Source organism: Taklimakanibacter lacteus, from assembly GCA_003576695.1.
In the GTDB taxonomy this organism is placed as follows: Bacteria; Pseudomonadota; Alphaproteobacteria; order Rhizobiales; family Aestuariivirgaceae; genus Taklimakanibacter; species Taklimakanibacter lacteus.
On the sequence record QOZQ01000004.1, the window covers coordinates 66,105 to 81,694 of the forward strand.

Below are 15,590 nucleotides of genomic sequence, written 5' to 3' on the forward strand. Positions count from 1 at the left end.
CCGGCTTGTCAAGCCAAGGGATGCCGCATCACAGGCTGACCGACAATCCGCCATCGACGGCGAGCACATGGCCGTTGACATAGGAGGCGGCATCGGAGGCGAGGAACACCACAGCACCGCCAAGCTCGGACGGCCTGGCCCAGCGTCCCGCCGGGGTGCGGCTTTCAACCCAGGCCGTGAAGGCCTTGTCCTCAAGCAAGGCGGTGTTGAGCTCGGTGGCGAAATAGCCGGGCGCCAGAGCATTCACCGTGACGCCGTGGCGTCCGATCTCGGCGGCCATGGAGCGGGTGAGTCCGTGAAGGCCGGCCTTCGCCGCCACATAGGCGTGAATCGTCGGGCGACCGAGGATCGCCGCCACCGATCCGGTATTGATGATGCGGCCGAATTTGTTGGGCAGCATCAGCTTCGCCGCATCACGCGCAAGGCGGAAGCAGGCGGAGAGATTGACGGCGATGACGCGGTCGAAATCCGCATCCTCCCACTCGGTGAGAGGCTTGCGGTGCTGGATGCCGGCATTGTTGACGAGGATGTCGAGCTTGCCATGTTTCGCGACGAGCTTCGCCAGGCCATCGCGGCATTGCGCCGCGTCGGTCACATCGAAAGCCGAATGATCGGCGCCGAGCTTCTTCGCGGCATCGGCCAGCGATTTCGCATCGCGCGCATTGAGCACGACGGTGGCGCCATGCTCGGCCAGGGCTTCCGCCATGGCGAAGCCAAGCCCACGCGAGGCGCCGGTGACCAGGGCGACGCGTCCGGCGAGAGAGAAACGATCGGTCATTTGCGGGATTTCGAAATGAGGGACATGAGAAAGCAGGCGGGATCACCCCGCCTGCTTCAGTTCATCGCGCTTATTTGCCGATACAGGTGTCGGCGGTCTCCGGCGTGCAGACATCGAGGCCGGTATAGGTCGGATCGGCGACCGACTTGCCGTCCTTGAGGTCCTTCAGGAAGAACATCGACTTGTAGCCCATCTCGAAGGGACGCTGGCCGACCTGGCCCTTGGAGAGGCCGTCCTTCATCAGCTCCATCTGCACGGGCAGCGTGTCGGCGACGACAAGGGCGAGAGCGCCGGAGGCGATCTTGTCCTTGTAGGGCTCGACCGCCTTGCGATAGGCCTCGGGCACGAATTGCGGGAAGCCGCCGGTCGGCACGAAGGCGTCGAGATCGGGATATTTCGCCAGCGTATCTTCGAGTTGCGCCACCGAGCGCGGGAAGTCGTCATCGGTGTAGAGCGGGCAGCCCTCCGCTTCCTTCCAGCCATTCTCGCCATTGAGCCGGTCGCCAGGAGAGGCGGCACTCTGCTTGCCGGACAGCGTGTCGCGAATGCCCTGCATGCGCTCATTGTGGTTGGCGGCCGCCGCACCACCCGACTGGATGCAGATCGTGCCGCCCTTCGGCTTGATCTGCATCACGATCTTGGCGAGGTTGACGCCGATGTCATAGTTCTTCGTGCCGACATAGGCGACGCGCAGATCCTTGCTCTCGGGCAGGAGATCGGAGTCCCAGGTGAGGACCGGGATGCCGGCCGCCTTGGCCTGCTGCAGAGCGCCCGCCATGGCCGCCGCGTTGGACGGCGACACGGCGATGCCGGCGACGCCCTTGGCGATCAGGTCGTTGACGATCTGCACCTGCTCTTCGCCGCCGCCATGCTCGCCGGGGCCGATATACATGCATTCGAAGGCGCCGTTCGATTCAGCTTCCGCCTTCTTGCAGCCATCGCGCGCCTGGTCGAAGAACGGGTTGTTCATGTTCTTCGGCACAAGCGCCAAAGTCAGCTTGTCCGCGGCGGCGCCGGTGGCGCCGAGCGCCATGAGGCCGGCCACGATCGCGGTTCCCATCAGGTATTTCATCATGCTCATTCCTCCAATGTTCATTCTGGTCAGGCTAGGCACGTGAGCGTCCGCGGATCCGTTCCAGATAGACCGCGAGGACGATAAACAGGCCGACAAAGGCGCCCTGCCAATTGGCATCGACGCCCGCCATCAAGAGGCCGTTGCGGATGACTTCGATCAAGGCGGCGCCGATGAAGGCGCCATAGGCGGTGCCGGCGCCGCCCATGAGATCGGCGCCGCCAATGACGGTCGAGGCGATGACGCGCAGCTCATAGCCGATGCCGAGCGCATTGATGGCCGAGCCCTGCCAGCCGAGGATCAGGATGGAAGACAGCGCCGCCATGCAGGCCGAGAGCACATAGACCTGGAACTTCATGCGCTTGACCGGCACGCCGGTGAGCTGGGCTGCCTGCTCATTGCCGCCGATGGCGAAGAGCCGGCGCCCCCAGGATGTGTAATTGAACACGAAGCCGAAGATGAAGGTGAGAAGGATCAGCACCCAGACCGGATTGGCGATGCCGAGGATCTGACCGCCGCCGATCTCCAGCACCACCGCCTTGTCGGGGCCGAAATCGGTGATCATGCGGTTGCCGGAGAGGATCTGGGCGAAGGACCGCCCGGCGGCCAGCATGCCCAGAGTGACGACGAAAGGCGGCAGGCCGATATAGGCGATGATATAGCCGTTGATGGCGCCCAGCGCGGCGCCGGCCAGCATTCCGGCGGGGAGCGCGACCCACCAGGGATAATGCGCTTCCAGGATGACGCCGGCGACGATGCTGACGAAGCCCATGATCGAGCCGACCGAGAGATCGATGCCGCCGGTGATGATGACGGCCAGCATGCCCATCGCCATGATGCCGATGAAGGCGAAATTGCGCGTGATGTTGTAGAAATTGCGCTCCGTCGCATAGGCTGGCTCATAGAAGCTCATGAAGGCGATGATGGCGAACAGCGCCATGGTGATCCAGAAGGGCTGGCTGGCGAACAGCCGCTGAATGAAGGTCGTCTGCTGGATGCCGACGACATCCTGGATCGAGACATTGGCGGCTTCGGCTTTTTCAGGCGGCACGGATCGCTCCTGTGATGAGGCCGGTCACCTCTTCGGGGGTTGTGTGCTTGATCTCCTTGTCGGCCACCTTGGCGCCGCGGCGCATGACGATGACGCGGTCGGAGACGGCGAACACGTCGGGCATGCGGTGGCTGATGAGGACCACCGATATGCCCTGCTGCTTGAGGCGGCGGATGAGCGCCAAAACCTGCTCGACCTGGCGCACGCTGATGGCGGCGGTCGGCTCATCCATGAGGACGAGCTTCGCCCTGGACAGGCGGGTGCGCGCGATGGCGACGGCCTGGCGCTGGCCGCCCGACATGCGGCGCACGATATCGCGCGGCCGGGTCTCCGACTGCAGCTCCTCGAAAAGCTCGCCCGCCTTCTTGAACATCGCGTCGTAGTTCATGACGCGGAAGGGCCAGATGCCCTTGCGGATCTCACGCCCGAGGAAGAGGTTCTCGGCCGCCGTGAGATTGTCGCACAGAGCGAGATCCTGATAGACGATCTCGATACCCTTGGCGCGGGCGTCGAGCGGCTGGTTGAAATGCACCGTCTCGTCGCTGAGCACGATCTCGCCCGTGGTGGGCGGAAAATTGCCGGCGATGATCTTGACCAGGGTCGACTTGCCGGCGCCATTGTCGCCCATGAGGCCGACGATCTCGCCCGGATGGATCTCGATATCCACCCCGTTCAGCGCATGGATCGCGCCGAAGGATTTGGTGATGCCCTTGAGCCTGAGCAGTGCCATTCCGGAGGGTCCTCCCATCACGCAGCGCTCTGCCGGCCTGCTTTACGAAAAACTACCCGGCCGGAATTTTGCATGGCTTATGCGGACTTGTCGAGCGCCTTTGCGGCGGGTCCGGCATATTTGTCATACTAAAGACAACTCCCTCTCGTCATGGCCGGGCTTGACGAGTTGGGGCAGAGCGCGCAACCCGGTTGTTGGATGGCCGGGGCCGTGACGAATGGGTAGGGCGGCGTCCGTCTAGTCGTCCGTATCCGACAGTTTTTCCAGATTCTGGTCGGCGCGGCGCGTGGCCGCCTCGAAGCGCTCTTCCATCGACTGCATGTTCTTCTTCGGCTCCTGATAGTAAGCCGTCATCTTGATCAAAGACACGAAGGTCCTGTTGAGCACGCGTCCCCAGAATTTCATCGGACGGTCGAAGTCGAACAGCAGGATGACGCGTTCCTCATCCGTGTCGTTCCACACTTCATGCTCATAGGTGTCGTCGAAGACGAAGATCTCGCCCGGGCGCCAGACCTGGACCTTGTCGGCGACGCGGATGCGGCACTTCTCCGCATCCTTCGGGATGATCAAGCCGAGATGCGAGCGCAGGATGCCCTTGGATACGCCGCGATGGGCGGGAATGTGATAGCCCGGCCCCAGGATCGAGAACCAGGCGGTCTGCAGGTTGGGAATGCTCTCGAGGATCCGGGTGGAGAGCGGCGCCTGCTTGCAGTTCTTCTCGAGCTTGGTGCCGAAGCCGTAGAGAATGAAGGTGCGCCAGTTGTTGCCCTTGGCGATGCGCATCTGGTCGGGGGACACGTCCTGGAACAGCGGCACGGCTTCGCGGTGCTTCAGAATTTCCACGACCTCGGCGCGAATGCCTTCCCAATTGTCGACAAAGGGCTTGAGGAAGGGAAAATCCTTGTTGTCATGGATCGGCATGTCGCCGACCAGCGACTGACGGCCAAGGAAGTCGGCCAGCCCACGGATCATGTTCTTGCCGAATTTCTTGATCTTCCTGCGGCGCTGCTTCTTAAGCTTCTGGCCCAGCGTCAAGTCGGTATTGGCCATTCTGTCCTCTTAAACCATTGAAGGCATCCTTGCGGATGCCCCTCCATATAACATTCCAACCCGGTCATTCACCTTAAACTGTGTAACGGAAGTTGGCACACGGGCTGGCTTCGAGCTGGCTCTGGCGCTATGGGATGTCCGTCGAAAGGTATTTAGGCAAATGTGGGTCAGAACGCAACTCAAGATCGGCTGGATGGACCTTCTCGCCGGAGCCTGGAATTGTATTAATTCCAAGGACCGCGAGGCGCTCAAGCGCTCGGTCGAGAGCTTCTTCTCGGACAATGATGACACGATTGTAACCTATTCGGTGCGCTCGGGCTTCGACCTCCTGATCCAGGCGCTCGATCTCAAGCCCGGCGATGAGGTGATCTTCTCGGCCCTCAATGTGAAGGGCATGGTGCGCGTGGTGCGCGATGCGGGCCTGGTGCCGGTGCCGGTCGATCTCGACCCCGGCTCCATGGGGCCAAGCCTCGAGAAGCTCGAAAAGGCCATCACGCCCCGATCGCGCATTTTCGTCGCCGCCCATCTTTTCGGCACCAGGCTCGATCTCGATCCCTTGTTCGATCTCTGCCGGGACCGGGGGATCGTCACGGTCGAGGATTGCGCCCAGGCCTTCAATGGCCGGGCCTATCCGGGCAGCACCAAGGCCGACCTCAACATGTTCTCCTTCGGGCCGATCAAGACCTCGACGGCGCTGGGCGGCGCCCTGATCCGGGTGCGCGACGGCACGCTGCGCGGGCGCATGCGCGCCATCCAGGCCAACTATCCGGTGCAGCCCGACAGCAAGCAGCTGAAGCGCGTCCTGCAGTTCATGGGGCTCAAGCTCATCACGTCGCGCTTCGTGCTCGGCGCCATCTATCGCTACTATCATTCGCGCGGCCAGGACTACGAGGACTCGCTCGCCGACCGGGTGCGCGACGTGGCGCCGCTCAAGACGGCGAAGAACCTGCGCTTCCAGCCCTCGACCGCGATGCTGGCGCTGCTCAACCGCCGGCTCGAGGAATTCGACATCCAGGCGATCCGTGTGCGGACGAACAAGGGCGAGACCTTGCGCGACCTGATCGGGGCGACGGTGACGATGCCGGCGCAGACCAACAGCCATCATGACTACTGGGTGTTCCCGCTCATCGTCGATGAGCCGCGCAAGTTCATCGATGGCCTGCGGGCGGAGGGCTTCGATGCCGCCGACCTGCCGCGCTCGCAGCATATCGCAGCGCCCAAGGACCGCCCCGAGCTCGAGCCCGAAATTGCGGCCCATGTCATGCGCGATCTGGTCGTCATTCCCTGCTACGACACGATGCCTGATGCCGAGCTCAGGCGGCAGGCGGAGGTGATCAAGCGGCTCGCCGGCGCCACGCCGGCAATCGCAAAAGCCTGAATCAAATCAGTATTTTGCGAGAAATCGCTGAGAAAACGATTCAAATACGATCGGTTCCGAGCCTGTCAAATCCCGCCGCTCTTCTGTCAAGCCGCCGGGCCGCCGCCCGGCTAGTGTGAGATCACCGCAGAATTTGCCTTTGGGGTCTCGCCGATGAGCAAGAAAAAAGACGATTTCATCGCCAGGTCGAAGGAATACTGGAATCCCGGCAAGACATCCGACTGGCAGCGCATGGGCGTCGATCTCGTCATCGACCGGCGCGAGGCCTATTATCTCTGGGACGTCGATGGACGGCGCCTCATCGATGTGCATCTCAATGGCGGCACGTATTCGCTGGGCCACCGCAATCCGGAAGTGGTCGAGGCGGTGCGCGAGGGCATGGCCTATTTCGATATCGGCAATCATCACTTCCCATCGATCATGCGCACCCATGTCGCCGAGATGCTGGAGCGGCTGACGCCCCAAGGCCTCAAGCGCACGATATTCGCCTCGGGCGGAGCCGAGGCGATCGACATCGCGCTCAAGAGTGCGCGCAATGCCACCAAGCGGCGCAAGATCATCTGCATCGAGCGCTGCTATCACGGCCATACGGGCCTTGCGGTGCAGGTCGGCGATGACCGCTTCTCCAAGCTCTTCCTGTCGGATGCCCCGACCCAGGAGGTGGTCAAGGTGCCGTTCAACGATCTCGACCGGATGCTGTCGGCCATTGCGGTCGGCGATGCGGCCTGCGTGATCATGGAGACGATCCCGGCGACCTATGGCTTCCCGATGCCGAAGCCGGGCTACCTCAAGGCCATCAAGCAGGCCTGCGAGAAAGTGGGCACGCTCTATATCGCGGATGAGGTGCAGACCGGTCTCATGCGCACCGGCGAGATGTGGGGCATCGAGACCTATGGCGTCAGTCCGGACATGCTGGTCACCGGCAAGGGCCTGTCGGGCGGCATCTATCCGATCGCCGCAGTGGTGGTGAGCGAGACGGCGGGCAAGTGGCTGAGCGAGGATGGCTTCGGCCACATGTCGAGCTTCGGCGGCGCCGAGCTTGGATGCCTCGCGGCCGCCAAGGTGCTGGAAATCTGCTCGCGCCCCGAGACCCGCTCGCAGGTCCACTATATTTCGGCCTATCTCGCCAATGGCCTGCGCCAGGTCCAGGCCAATTACCCCGATTTCTTCACCGGCATCCGCCAGCGCGGCATCGTCATGGGGCTCGAATTCAACCATGACCAGGGTGCCGTCCATGTGATGAAGCATCTCTACCAGAACGGCATCTGGGCGATCTTCTCGACCCTCGACAAAAGGGTGTTGCAGTTCAAGCCGGGCCTGCTTATCGATCGCGAGATGTGCGATGAGATCCTGACCCGGCTCGATACCTCGGTCGCCCAGGCTCAGGCGGAAGTCATGGGCGGGCGGGCGAAGAGCTATATGACGACGTCCAGGCCAGCCCATTCGCGCCAGTCGGCGGCCTGATGCATGTCGTCGCCTGATGCCGCCCACCAGCAGAAGCTGAAGGAACTGCAGCAGATCGCCGAGTCAGCCCTTGCCCGCTACGACCTGCCGGCGGGCGCCACGGCGACGATGATCAACCTGTCGGAGAACGCCACCTACCGCATCGATGGCGGCGGGCAAAAATGGGCGCTGCGCGTCCATCGCGAATTCTATCATTCGAAGACAGCCATCGGGTCCGAGCTCGCCTGGCTGCAGGCGCTGCGCCGGGACGATGCGGTCATCACGCCGGTGCCGCGCAAGGGCAGGGATGGCGATCTCATCCAGAGCATCCAACCTAAAAGCGGCGCGCTGCGACATGTGGTGCTGTTCGACTGGGAAACGGGCGCGGAACCGTCGGAAGCCGAACTGCTCGGCCCCTTCGAGGTGCTGGGGGCGGCGACGGCGCGCATGCACCTGCATGCGCGGGCGTGGAAGCGGCCACAGAATTTCGAGCGCTTGACCTGGGATTTCGATGGCGCCTTCGGCAAGGTGCAGCATTGGGGCTCCTGGCGGCAGGGCATGGGGCTCGATGCCGACAAGACCAGGCTGTTCCAGCGCACGGTCGACCTCATCGAAAGGCGCCTGGCCGCCTTCGGCAAGGGACCTGAACGCTATGGCCTCATCCATTGCGACATGCGGCTCGCCAATCTCCTGATCGACGGGGATGAGACCAAGGTCATCGATTTCGACGATTGTGGCTTCAGCTGGTATCTCTATGACGGGGCGACGGCGCTGTCCTTCATCGAGCATCGCCCCGACGTGCCGGCGCTCATCGAGGCCTGGGTGAAAGGCTACCGCACGGTGGCGCCGCTCCCGGCCGAGGATGAGCATGAGATCCCAACCTTCGTGATGTTCCGAAGGCTCCTGCTCGTCGCCTGGATCGGCTCGCATGCGGAGACCGATCTCGCCAAGTCGATGGGTGTTCCCTATACGCGGGATACCGTTGCGCTGTGCGAGAATTACCTGCGCAAATTCGGCTAGTGAATGAAGCTGCGATCGAGTCCCATCTGATCGGCAAAAGGCGCTTCTTCCGCCAGCGCGGCACGCAAAGCGGGTGTGTCGATATGGCGCCGGAAATAGCGATCGAGCCTGGGAAACTGCGGCGCGATCCGATAGCCGAGATAGTGGAACAGGATCAGATTCGAAATCACCGCGAGATCGGCGATGGTCAGCCTGTCGCCAACAAGGAAATCCCGGAGGTCGAGATTTTCGAGGTAGCCGAATGCCTCAGGCGCAGCCTTGTCCCTTGCCGCTTCAATGACGGCCGAATCGCCCGGGACGTTGCGGATTTTCGGCCCCACGATCTGATTGTGGAAAATGGGGTGGATCACACTGCGAAACAGCGCCGAGCCCGCCCAGGCATCAAGTGCCAGTGCTGCGGCATACTCCCTGTCGTCGGCGGGAAGAAGCGCCGGCGTCGGCTGCTTGCGCTCGAGATAGCAGATGATCGCCGTCGAATCGGCAAGGCGGAAGCCATTGTCCTCGATTGCCGGGATGAGGCCGGTCGGGCTTATGTCGCGCCAGTTCGATGGCGGATTGCCCGGGACGACCGGGATGACGATCTCGGACTCGAGGGGAATTCCCTTGAGCCTGGCAGCGAGGATCACCTTTCTCGTATGGACCGATAGCGGCACGCCATAGACTTTCATTTTCCACTCCTGTGATCGAGTTCGGACGACAAATTCCGGGATGGTGGGTTCAGGCTGCGCGGCGCACCGGAAACTGGATTTCCACCAGCGCCTTCTCGAATCCGGACTGGCCGGTAAAGGATTCGAGAAAGACTTCGCGGCAGGGGCCGGCGATCTCGTATCTGTTGGCGTCTATCCAGCTTCCGATGGCGGCGAAGGACGAGTGGCTCGCCGCATTGGTCCCCGGTCTGACGATGGTCGCCATTGTCGGCACGGCGGGAAGCTCGCCTGCCAGCAACAGGCCGCCGCCCGAAAGACTGAGGCTTGCATTCGAGGGGCGCGTCAAGGTGAAGCCTATTTCGAGATCGAGCTTTTCGTCCTCCGTGTCGTTGCGGGCGACGACGATGAGCTTGTCGCGCAGGCCGGCGCGGATCTGCTTCGCTCCTTCCTCGGCTATGGAGCAGAGCACGCCGGGCACGTCTTCGATGCCGTCGAAGGATTGGCGCAGGGCGAGAAAGGGAGCCGCCGCCACGGACTTCACCACCACATCATAGCCCTCGATGCGACCCTGGCGATCGATCTCGGCAATGCGCGATTCGATGTGACGCAGACGCGCCTCCTCCGCCTGCAGCGTCTGCTCGACCTGCGCCCGCCTCATGGTCAGCATGCCGCGCAGCTCCGCTGCAGGTATGTCGCCATCGAGGAGAGGTCTTATCTGGTCCAGTGAGAGGCCGAGCTCCTTCAGGGCCAGGATGCGGTTGAGGGTCTGGAGCTGCCGAATGTTGTAATAGCGGTAGCCGCTGCGCTGGTCCGTATGGTCCGGCTGCAGCAATCCCAGCTGGTCGTAGTGGCGCAGCTGCCTTGTCGACACCTGGGCGATCTGAGCGAATTCACCAATCCTGAACATCTGCACTTCCTTTGTGCCAAGGTTGTGCGGGCTTGACACAGTGTTAAAGTCAAGCGGAAAAATTCACCGGGCGCCGTTCTGGCATCCTGGCGCGGATTATTCAGCGTGCAGAGATGACCCCGGCTACGACGATCATGATTCCGCCGGCCAGCAGCCCCCGTGTCGGGCTGGCGAAGCCCGCGGCGATCAGGATCAGGGCGCTCACCAAGGGCGTGGCATAGGCCAAGACGGAGAGCAAGACACGGTCGCCGCGGCGAATGCCGTAATCCCAGGCGAGGTTGCCGAGCGCCAGGGGAATGATCCCGACCAGCACGGAGCAGATCAAGGTGCCGGCGGGCGGGATCATCGTCGTTTCGAAGAGGAGATGCAGGCCTAAGGCAATGATGGCGGACAGGGCAAATCCCCGCATCAGGGCATCGGGCGCGTTCTCACCCTGCCACAGGCGGAAGACGACGAAGATGGCCCAAGCCAGGCCACCGGCAGCCGCCAGAGCGACTCCGAGCCAGTCGATCGTGGTCACCTCGGCGCCAATGACCAGCGCAGCCCCGGCAAGGCCGATCGCGACGCTCATCAGATGATTTGCCTTGAGCGCGAAGAGGCCGAGCATGACGCCGAGCAGGACCACCATCAGCGGCCAGAGATAGAGGATGAGATTGGCTTGCGCCGGCGGGATGTAGCCAAGCGCCCAGATGAAGAAGACATCCGATACGAGAAGGCCCAAAGCGACCATGAAAGCCGGCAACCACGCTGTGAGCCAGCTCCGGTTGTCGCTCGTCTCGGTGGCTTGCGGAGAAGCCTTGGGCAGACAGAAGAGAAAGACTGCGCCGACGGCGAATATAATGGCCAGGAACTGAAAGAGGGGAACCGAGGTCGAGAGGACGGCGAGCAGCGGCCAGGTTGCCCAGAGCGGGATGGCCGTCACCCCGACAATGGTCCAGAGCGTGCGCGGCTTCAGCGGGAGCCCGAGGACCCTTGGCGCCGGAAGCGAAAACACCGTGGTCGTGCCGTTCATGTCTTTCCCTATGATTTCAGGCCGTTGCCTTTGCCCGGTAGCTGCGCGGCGAGGTGCCGGTCCAGCGATGGAAGGCGCGCGAAAAGGCCGACAGCTCCGAATAGCCGAGCAGGAAGGCGATCTCCGAGAAGGGCAGTTCGCGCTGGCGGACATAGACGAAAGCGAGATCGCGGCGCGTCTCCTCGACCAGATCCTTGTAATTGAGATTGTCGCGCGCCAGCTCGCGCTGGATGGCGGCCGGCGATGACTTGATCGCCTCCGCCACATGCTCGAGCGCCGGATAGCCCTCGGCAAGACGGGCGCGCACCGCCGACCTGATCTGATCCTTGAGAGTCTGGCGCGGCACGGGGCGGGTCGCGACGCTCATCAGGCACATGCGGGTGATGGACAGCAGCTTCAGATCGGGCGCCGGCATCGGGCGCTGGAACAGATCGCGGCGGAAGACCAGCGCGTTGGTCGACTGCGAGAAGAAGACCGGCGCATCGAAAGCGCTCTCATGCTCGCGCCAGGCCTCGGGCTTGGGATGCTCGAAATGGACTTCTTCCGGCGCCCATGAGCTTCCCAGGCCTTCGCGCATGATGTTGAGGAACATGCCGAGGGAGAGCTCGGCGTCCTGGCGGCGCGCCAGGATATCGGGCATGCGGATCTGGTATTCGAGACGGACCAGGCCGCGGCCGGCATCGGCGATCGCCATATGGGTCGATTGCTGGTGCAGGCCGAACAGCCCGACGAAGTTCTCGAGCGCCGCACCCAGGGTCGGCGACGAGATGGCGGTATAGCCAATGAGTCCCAGGTCGCGCGGCTTGAAGCTGTTGCCGAACCACAGGCCGAAATTGGGATTGCGGGTGTTGCGCGCGGCTTCCTCGAAAAGCGAGCAGAAGGCCGAGAGCTCGAGGCTCAGGGTAGGCTGGCCGACCGAAGCCGGGTCGACGCCGGCTTCGCCACAGACGCGGTCGATGTCGCCGCCCCAGCGGGCAACGTGATCGGCCAGGCCGGTCGCGGCTGAGGCCAGGATCCCGGGATTGGCGCTGTCTTCCCCAGGCTGCATGCGAAGCCCCTGTTAGAGAATGCAGCCTTGCACGGAAAGCCAGGCGACGCAACTTTCCGGCTGTAGAAAGAGTTAAATAGGAGACATCTTAAATAATTCTTCTCAGTAGCGGTCGGATAGTTATGATGTCCCTATTTTATATGAACAAGGTGATGTCAAGCGCATCCCATGTGGTGTCAAGCGCCGGCTGGCGCCAAGGCCTAGTTTCAGCCCATGGCCATACATCCTCTTCTCGAAGACAGGGGCTTCACCGGTTTTCACGCCAAGCAAATGGTGGAGAAAGCGCGCTGGGCGGCGGAAGCCTTCTCGACCTATGGCCGGCCTGAGGTCCTGAGAATTGCCAAGGCGGTCGCGGAAGCCGGATACGCCAAGGCCCAGAATTATGCCCAATGGGCGGTCGAGGAAACGGGCTTCGGCGTCGTCGAGCACAAGGCGATCAAGAACCAGGCCTGCTCGCGCGGCCTCTACGAGCTCTATCAGGACGAGGACTTCACCGGTACCAGGCTCGATGCGGAGCGCAAGATCCTGGAGATCGCGCGGCCGGCCGGCGTCGTCTTCGCGCTGACGCCCTCGACCAATCCGGTCGCCACCGTCTTCTACAAGATCATGCTGTGCCTGCTGACCCGCAATGCCATCATCATCTCGCCCCATCCGATGGCCAAGGCCTGCTGCGCCGATGCGGCGAAGCATCTCGCCCAGGCGGCCGAGGATGCGGGCGCCCCCGATGGTGTCATCCAGGTCATCAAGGAGCCCTCGCTCGCCATCGTCGAGACGGTGATGAAGTCCGACCGCATCGATGTGATCCTCGCCACCGGCGGCACGCCGGTGGTGCGCGCGGCCTATAGTTCCGGCAATCCGGCCATCGGCGTCGGGCCCGGCAATGTGCCGGCCTATGTCGATGAAACCGCCGATGTCGCGCAGGCGGCCAAAGCGATCGCCGACTCGAAGTCCTTCGACAACGGCATATTGTGCACCAATGAGAGCGCCATCATTGCCCATGGCGCCATTGCAGCCGCGCTCGAGCAGGAGCTCAAGCGCAATGGCTGCCATGTGTGCAGCACGGAGGAACGCGACCTCCTCGAAAAGACCCTGTTTCCGGGGGCTAAGTTCGACATCGCATTGATCGGCAAGAATGCCGAGATCATCGCGCAGCAGGCCGGGTTCCGGGTGGCGCCGCGCACCAGGGTCCTGGTGGCGCCGCTCGAGCGCATCGGCGACGACTATCCTCTGAGCCGCGAAAAGCTCTGCCCGGTCATCGGCCTTTATGTGGCGGCGACGCGCGAAGCGGCGATGATCGCCTGCCGGGCGATGACGCGGCGCTCGGGCGGCGGGCATTCGGCGGCGATCCATGCGAAGGACGCCAGCATCATCCGGCGCTTCGGCGAAGAGATGAATGTGCTGCGCATCAGCGTCAATGTCGGCAACAGCCTGGGCGCTTCCGGCTTCGAGACGCATCTGGCGCCGACCATGACGATCGGCACCGGCTATTTCGGCCGAAGCTCGGTGGCCGAGAATGTCGGGCCGCAGCATCTGGTGCAATGGGTGAAGATGGCGTGGAACAAGGACGAGCGCGTCGCGATGCCGTCCTTCGCTGACGTCCATCCAAACGAGAAGCCGCATATCGGCACGCCGCCCAAGGGCGATATCGACTATGATTTCGGCAATCACCCGCCGGGTGTCGCCTCGCCAACCGTCGCGAGAGCGTCGGGAGAGGGCGATGACATCAGAGCCGAGATCCGCCGCATCATCCTCGAAGAGCTCAAGGAGCTGACGAGGCGCTGATGGCCAAGCTCCGTTCCTATATCTTCATCGATCAATTGCAGTCCGGCACCATGTGCTATCTGGGCTCGTTCTGCCGGGGGTTCCTGCCGCGCGCCAATATGGCGGCGATCGTCATCGAAGTGGCGCCAGGCCTCGATATCGAGCCTTTGACCGATATCGCGGTCAAGACCGTCGATGTGAAGCCCGGCATCCTGGTGGTCGAAAGGCAGTTCGGCTATCTCGAATTCCATTCGCATTCGACCGCTTCGGTCAGGGCGGCCGGCGATGCCATACTGGCGGAGCTCGGCTCGAACGAGAAGGATGCGCTGAAGCCGGAGATCCTGGCATCCAAGATCGTCAAGCGCGTCGACAATTATCATGCGCTCCTCATCAACCGGAACAAGTCGGGCTCGATGATCCTGCCGAGCGAATCGCTCTTCGTCCTTGAGATGCAGCCGGCAGCCTATGCCATCCTCGCCGCCAACGAGGCGGAGAAGGCGGCCAATGTCAAAGTCGTCGACTACCGGATGATGGGCGCCACCGGGCGGGTCTATCTCTCGGGCGAGGAAAGCAATATCAGAGCCGCCGCGCACGCGGCCGAGCAGGCCCTTGAGCTCCGGAGGGCAGCATGAGCGGCATTTCCTCGGACGAGATCCGCCAGCTGGTGCGCGATGCCTTGCGCGAGCTGCTGCCGGGGGTGGGCAAGGCGAGGCCCGAAACCGGGGGCGGCGGCACGCTGCTCGCCCGTCTCAGATCGGCCCTGCTCGATCCCAAATCGGCGCGCGTCGACGTCAAGCTCGACACCGCGGCGGATCTCAGGAGCTTCGCGCGCGATCTTCTGCAGGCGCCGGAAGACATCAAGACCGGCATACTGTCGGGCCGGATCGAGCTCGGCATCGCCTCCCAAGGCGCCGTGAGTGCTGCCGTACCAGTGGCGGCGCGCCGGAGCCAGCATCAGATTTCGAAAGGGGTGGTGACGGAGATCATGGTGGCCGAGATCGGCAAGAGCCATGACCGCCTCGTCATCGGCAAGGGCGTCGTCGTGACGCCGCTCGCGCGCGACAGAGCGCGCGAGGTGAAGCTTGAAATCGTGAGGGACCGCTCATGAAGACAGGAATAGTCGTTGGAAAAGTCTGGGCCACGAAGCGCCTGGCCGAACTGCCGGGGGGCGCGCTGCTCGAAGTCGCCGGCGAGGAAGAGGGCGGCGCGGGCGAGCGTATGATCGCGTTCGATCCGCTGGGCGCCGGCGTGGGGGAGCGCGTGCTGGTCACGCAGGGCTCCGTCGCCAAAGCATGGTTCAGGGACGGCAACAATGTCGTCGATGCGCTGGTCATCGGCATTCTCGATGAGCAGGCTTCGTCAAAGCCATCCCGGAAAACTTGATTTAGTCAGATTGCGAAAAGGAGGACAACATGTCTAACGCAATTGGTTTTGTCGAAACGCGTGGCTTCGTCGCGGCCTTTGCCGCCGGCGATGCGATGGTGAAGGCCGCGAATGTCACGATCATCGGACGCGAGCAGGTCGGCGCCGGCCTCGTCTCGGTGCAGGTGCAAGGCGATGTCGGCGCCGTGAAGGCGGCGACGGAAGCCGGCGCCGAAGCCGCGCGCAATGTCGGCGAAGTGGTGTCGGTGCATGTCATTCCGCGTCCGCATCCCGATGTCATCAAGCATTTCGGCACCGCGAAGTAATCTTT

17 protein-coding genes are annotated in these 15,590 nt (G+C 63.0%); 8 read left to right on the forward strand and 9 right to left on the reverse strand.

Features of this window, described 5'->3' with window-relative positions; genetic code table 11:
• Window positions 1-28: 28 nt before the first annotated feature.
• The 5 genes from DT068_RS08500 to DT068_RS08520 form a co-directional block, all read right to left on the reverse strand.
• Complete coding sequence (locus DT068_RS08500) at window positions 29-778, reverse strand: SDR family oxidoreductase (protein WP_119389391.1); 750 nt, start codon at window positions 776-778, stop codon at window positions 29-31.
• A gap of 70 nt (window positions 779-848) precedes the next feature.
• Window positions 849-1,853, reverse strand: a complete 1,005-nt coding sequence (locus tag DT068_RS08505) for a sugar-binding protein (protein WP_119389392.1) — start codon at window positions 1,851-1,853, stop codon at window positions 849-851.
• A 31-nt stretch (window positions 1,854-1,884) separates the two neighbouring features.
• Entirely contained in the window at window positions 1,885-2,901 is a 1,017-nt protein-coding gene (locus DT068_RS08510) for an ABC transporter permease (RefSeq protein WP_438816420.1), read from the reverse strand.
• Window positions 2,891-3,631 (reverse strand): ATP-binding cassette domain-containing protein, encoded by a 741-nt coding sequence (locus DT068_RS08515; protein WP_119389393.1) that lies wholly within the window; start codon window positions 3,629-3,631, stop codon window positions 2,891-2,893. Before DT068_RS08515 ends, DT068_RS08510 begins: the two co-directional genes overlap by 11 nt.
• A gap of 237 nt (window positions 3,632-3,868) precedes the next feature.
• Window positions 3,869-4,681, reverse strand: a complete 813-nt coding sequence (locus tag DT068_RS08520; RefSeq protein WP_119389394.1) for an aspartyl/asparaginyl beta-hydroxylase domain-containing protein — start codon at window positions 4,679-4,681, stop codon at window positions 3,869-3,871.
• Window positions 4,682-4,841: 160 nt separating this feature from the next.
• Between DT068_RS08520 and DT068_RS08525 the strand changes: the two genes are divergently transcribed.
• The 3 genes from DT068_RS08525 (at window position 4,842) to DT068_RS08535 (ending at window position 8,522) form a co-directional block, all read left to right on the forward strand.
• Window positions 4,842-6,059, forward strand: coding sequence for an aminotransferase class V-fold PLP-dependent enzyme (locus tag DT068_RS08525; protein ID WP_119389395.1), 1,218 nt, complete (start codon window positions 4,842-4,844; stop codon window positions 6,057-6,059).
• A 153-nt stretch (window positions 6,060-6,212) separates the two neighbouring features.
• Window positions 6,213-7,523: a class-III pyridoxal-phosphate-dependent aminotransferase gene (locus DT068_RS08530; RefSeq protein ID WP_119389396.1), complete on the forward strand. Its 1,311-nt coding sequence runs from the start codon at window positions 6,213-6,215 to the stop codon at window positions 7,521-7,523.
• Between the two features lie 3 nt (window positions 7,524-7,526).
• Entirely contained in the window at window positions 7,527-8,522 is a 996-nt protein-coding gene (locus DT068_RS08535) for a phosphotransferase enzyme family protein (RefSeq protein WP_119389397.1), read from the forward strand.
• On the opposite strand, the gene DT068_RS08540 is transcribed toward DT068_RS08535, so the two are convergent.
• The 4 genes from DT068_RS08540 to qhpR form a co-directional block, all read right to left on the reverse strand.
• Window positions 8,519-9,190 (reverse strand): glutathione S-transferase family protein, encoded by a 672-nt coding sequence (locus DT068_RS08540; RefSeq protein ID WP_119389398.1) that lies wholly within the window; start codon window positions 9,188-9,190, stop codon window positions 8,519-8,521. The genes DT068_RS08535 and DT068_RS08540 overlap by 4 nt on opposite strands.
• Window positions 9,191-9,239: 49 nt before the next feature.
• On the reverse strand, window positions 9,240-10,076 hold the full coding sequence (locus DT068_RS08545; RefSeq protein ID WP_119389399.1) for a MerR family transcriptional regulator: 837 nt from the start codon (window positions 10,074-10,076) through the stop codon (window positions 9,240-9,242).
• A gap of 100 nt (window positions 10,077-10,176) precedes the next feature.
• The gene (locus tag DT068_RS08550; protein ID WP_119389400.1) at window positions 10,177-11,088 is read right to left on the reverse strand and encodes a DMT family transporter; all 912 of its coding nucleotides are present in this window, start codon (window positions 11,086-11,088) and stop codon (window positions 10,177-10,179) included.
• 16 nt (window positions 11,089-11,104) lie between these two features.
• Window positions 11,105-12,136, reverse strand: a complete 1,032-nt coding sequence (gene qhpR, locus DT068_RS08555) for an AraC-like transcriptional regulator QhpR (protein WP_119389401.1) — start codon at window positions 12,134-12,136, stop codon at window positions 11,105-11,107.
• Window positions 12,137-12,349: 213 nt separating this feature from the next.
• Here qhpR and DT068_RS08560 point away from each other — a divergent pair, with 213 nt between their 5' ends.
• Genes DT068_RS08560 through DT068_RS08580 form a run of 5 tightly spaced genes read left to right on the forward strand, consistent with a single transcriptional unit; the run spans window position 12,350 to window position 15,585 of the window.
• Window positions 12,350-13,918 (forward strand): aldehyde dehydrogenase family protein, encoded by a 1,569-nt coding sequence (locus DT068_RS08560; RefSeq protein WP_119389402.1) that lies wholly within the window; start codon window positions 12,350-12,352, stop codon window positions 13,916-13,918.
• Window positions 13,918-14,529, forward strand: a complete 612-nt coding sequence (locus DT068_RS08565; protein WP_119389403.1) for a BMC domain-containing protein — start codon at window positions 13,918-13,920, stop codon at window positions 14,527-14,529. Before DT068_RS08560 ends, DT068_RS08565 begins: the two co-directional genes overlap by 1 nt.
• A complete protein-coding gene (locus DT068_RS08570; protein ID WP_119389404.1) occupies window positions 14,526-15,005 on the forward strand; it encodes a hypothetical protein in 480 nt (159 codons plus the stop codon). Before DT068_RS08565 ends, DT068_RS08570 begins: the two co-directional genes overlap by 4 nt.
• Entirely contained in the window at window positions 15,002-15,280 is a 279-nt protein-coding gene (locus DT068_RS08575; protein ID WP_119389405.1) for a EutN/CcmL family microcompartment protein, read from the forward strand. The genes DT068_RS08570 and DT068_RS08575 overlap by 4 nt, the downstream gene beginning before the upstream one ends.
• A gap of 29 nt (window positions 15,281-15,309) precedes the next feature.
• Window positions 15,310-15,585, forward strand: coding sequence for a BMC domain-containing protein (locus DT068_RS08580; RefSeq protein ID WP_119389406.1), 276 nt, complete (start codon window positions 15,310-15,312; stop codon window positions 15,583-15,585).
• Window positions 15,586-15,590 lie beyond the last annotated feature (5 nt).

Bases quoted from the DNA above. Each gene is read 5' to 3' on its own strand.
- DT068_RS08540 (WP_119389398.1), bottom strand. From the start codon at position 9,190: ATGAAAGTCTATGGCGTGCCGCTATCGGTCCATACGAGAAAGGTGATC.
- DT068_RS08550 (WP_119389400.1), bottom strand. From the start codon at position 11,088: ATGAACGGCACGACCACGGTGTTTTCGCTTCCGGCGCCAAGGGTCCTC.
- DT068_RS08515 (WP_119389393.1), bottom strand. From the start codon at position 3,631: ATGGCACTGCTCAGGCTCAAGGGCATCACCAAATCCTTCGGCGCGATC.
- DT068_RS08525 (WP_119389395.1), top strand. From the start codon at position 4,842: ATGTGGGTCAGAACGCAACTCAAGATCGGCTGGATGGACCTTCTCGCC.
- DT068_RS08530 (WP_119389396.1), top strand. From the start codon at position 6,213: ATGAGCAAGAAAAAAGACGATTTCATCGCCAGGTCGAAGGAATACTGG.
- DT068_RS08565 (WP_119389403.1), top strand. From the start codon at position 13,918: ATGGCCAAGCTCCGTTCCTATATCTTCATCGATCAATTGCAGTCCGGC.
- DT068_RS08545 (WP_119389399.1), bottom strand. From the start codon at position 10,076: ATGTTCAGGATTGGTGAATTCGCTCAGATCGCCCAGGTGTCGACAAGG.
- DT068_RS08575 (WP_119389405.1), top strand. From the start codon at position 15,002: ATGAAGACAGGAATAGTCGTTGGAAAAGTCTGGGCCACGAAGCGCCTG.
- DT068_RS08570 (WP_119389404.1), top strand. From the start codon at position 14,526: ATGAGCGGCATTTCCTCGGACGAGATCCGCCAGCTGGTGCGCGATGCC.
- DT068_RS08520 (WP_119389394.1), bottom strand. From the start codon at position 4,681: ATGGCCAATACCGACTTGACGCTGGGCCAGAAGCTTAAGAAGCAGCGC.
- DT068_RS08500 (WP_119389391.1), bottom strand. From the start codon at position 778: ATGACCGATCGTTTCTCTCTCGCCGGACGCGTCGCCCTGGTCACCGGC.
- DT068_RS08580 (WP_119389406.1), top strand. From the start codon at position 15,310: ATGTCTAACGCAATTGGTTTTGTCGAAACGCGTGGCTTCGTCGCGGCC.
- DT068_RS08535 (WP_119389397.1), top strand. From the start codon at position 7,527: ATGTCGTCGCCTGATGCCGCCCACCAGCAGAAGCTGAAGGAACTGCAG.
- qhpR (WP_119389401.1), bottom strand. From the start codon at position 12,136: ATGCAGCCTGGGGAAGACAGCGCCAATCCCGGGATCCTGGCCTCAGCC.
- DT068_RS08560 (WP_119389402.1), top strand. From the start codon at position 12,350: ATGGCCATACATCCTCTTCTCGAAGACAGGGGCTTCACCGGTTTTCAC.
- DT068_RS08505 (WP_119389392.1), bottom strand. From the start codon at position 1,853: ATGATGAAATACCTGATGGGAACCGCGATCGTGGCCGGCCTCATGGCG.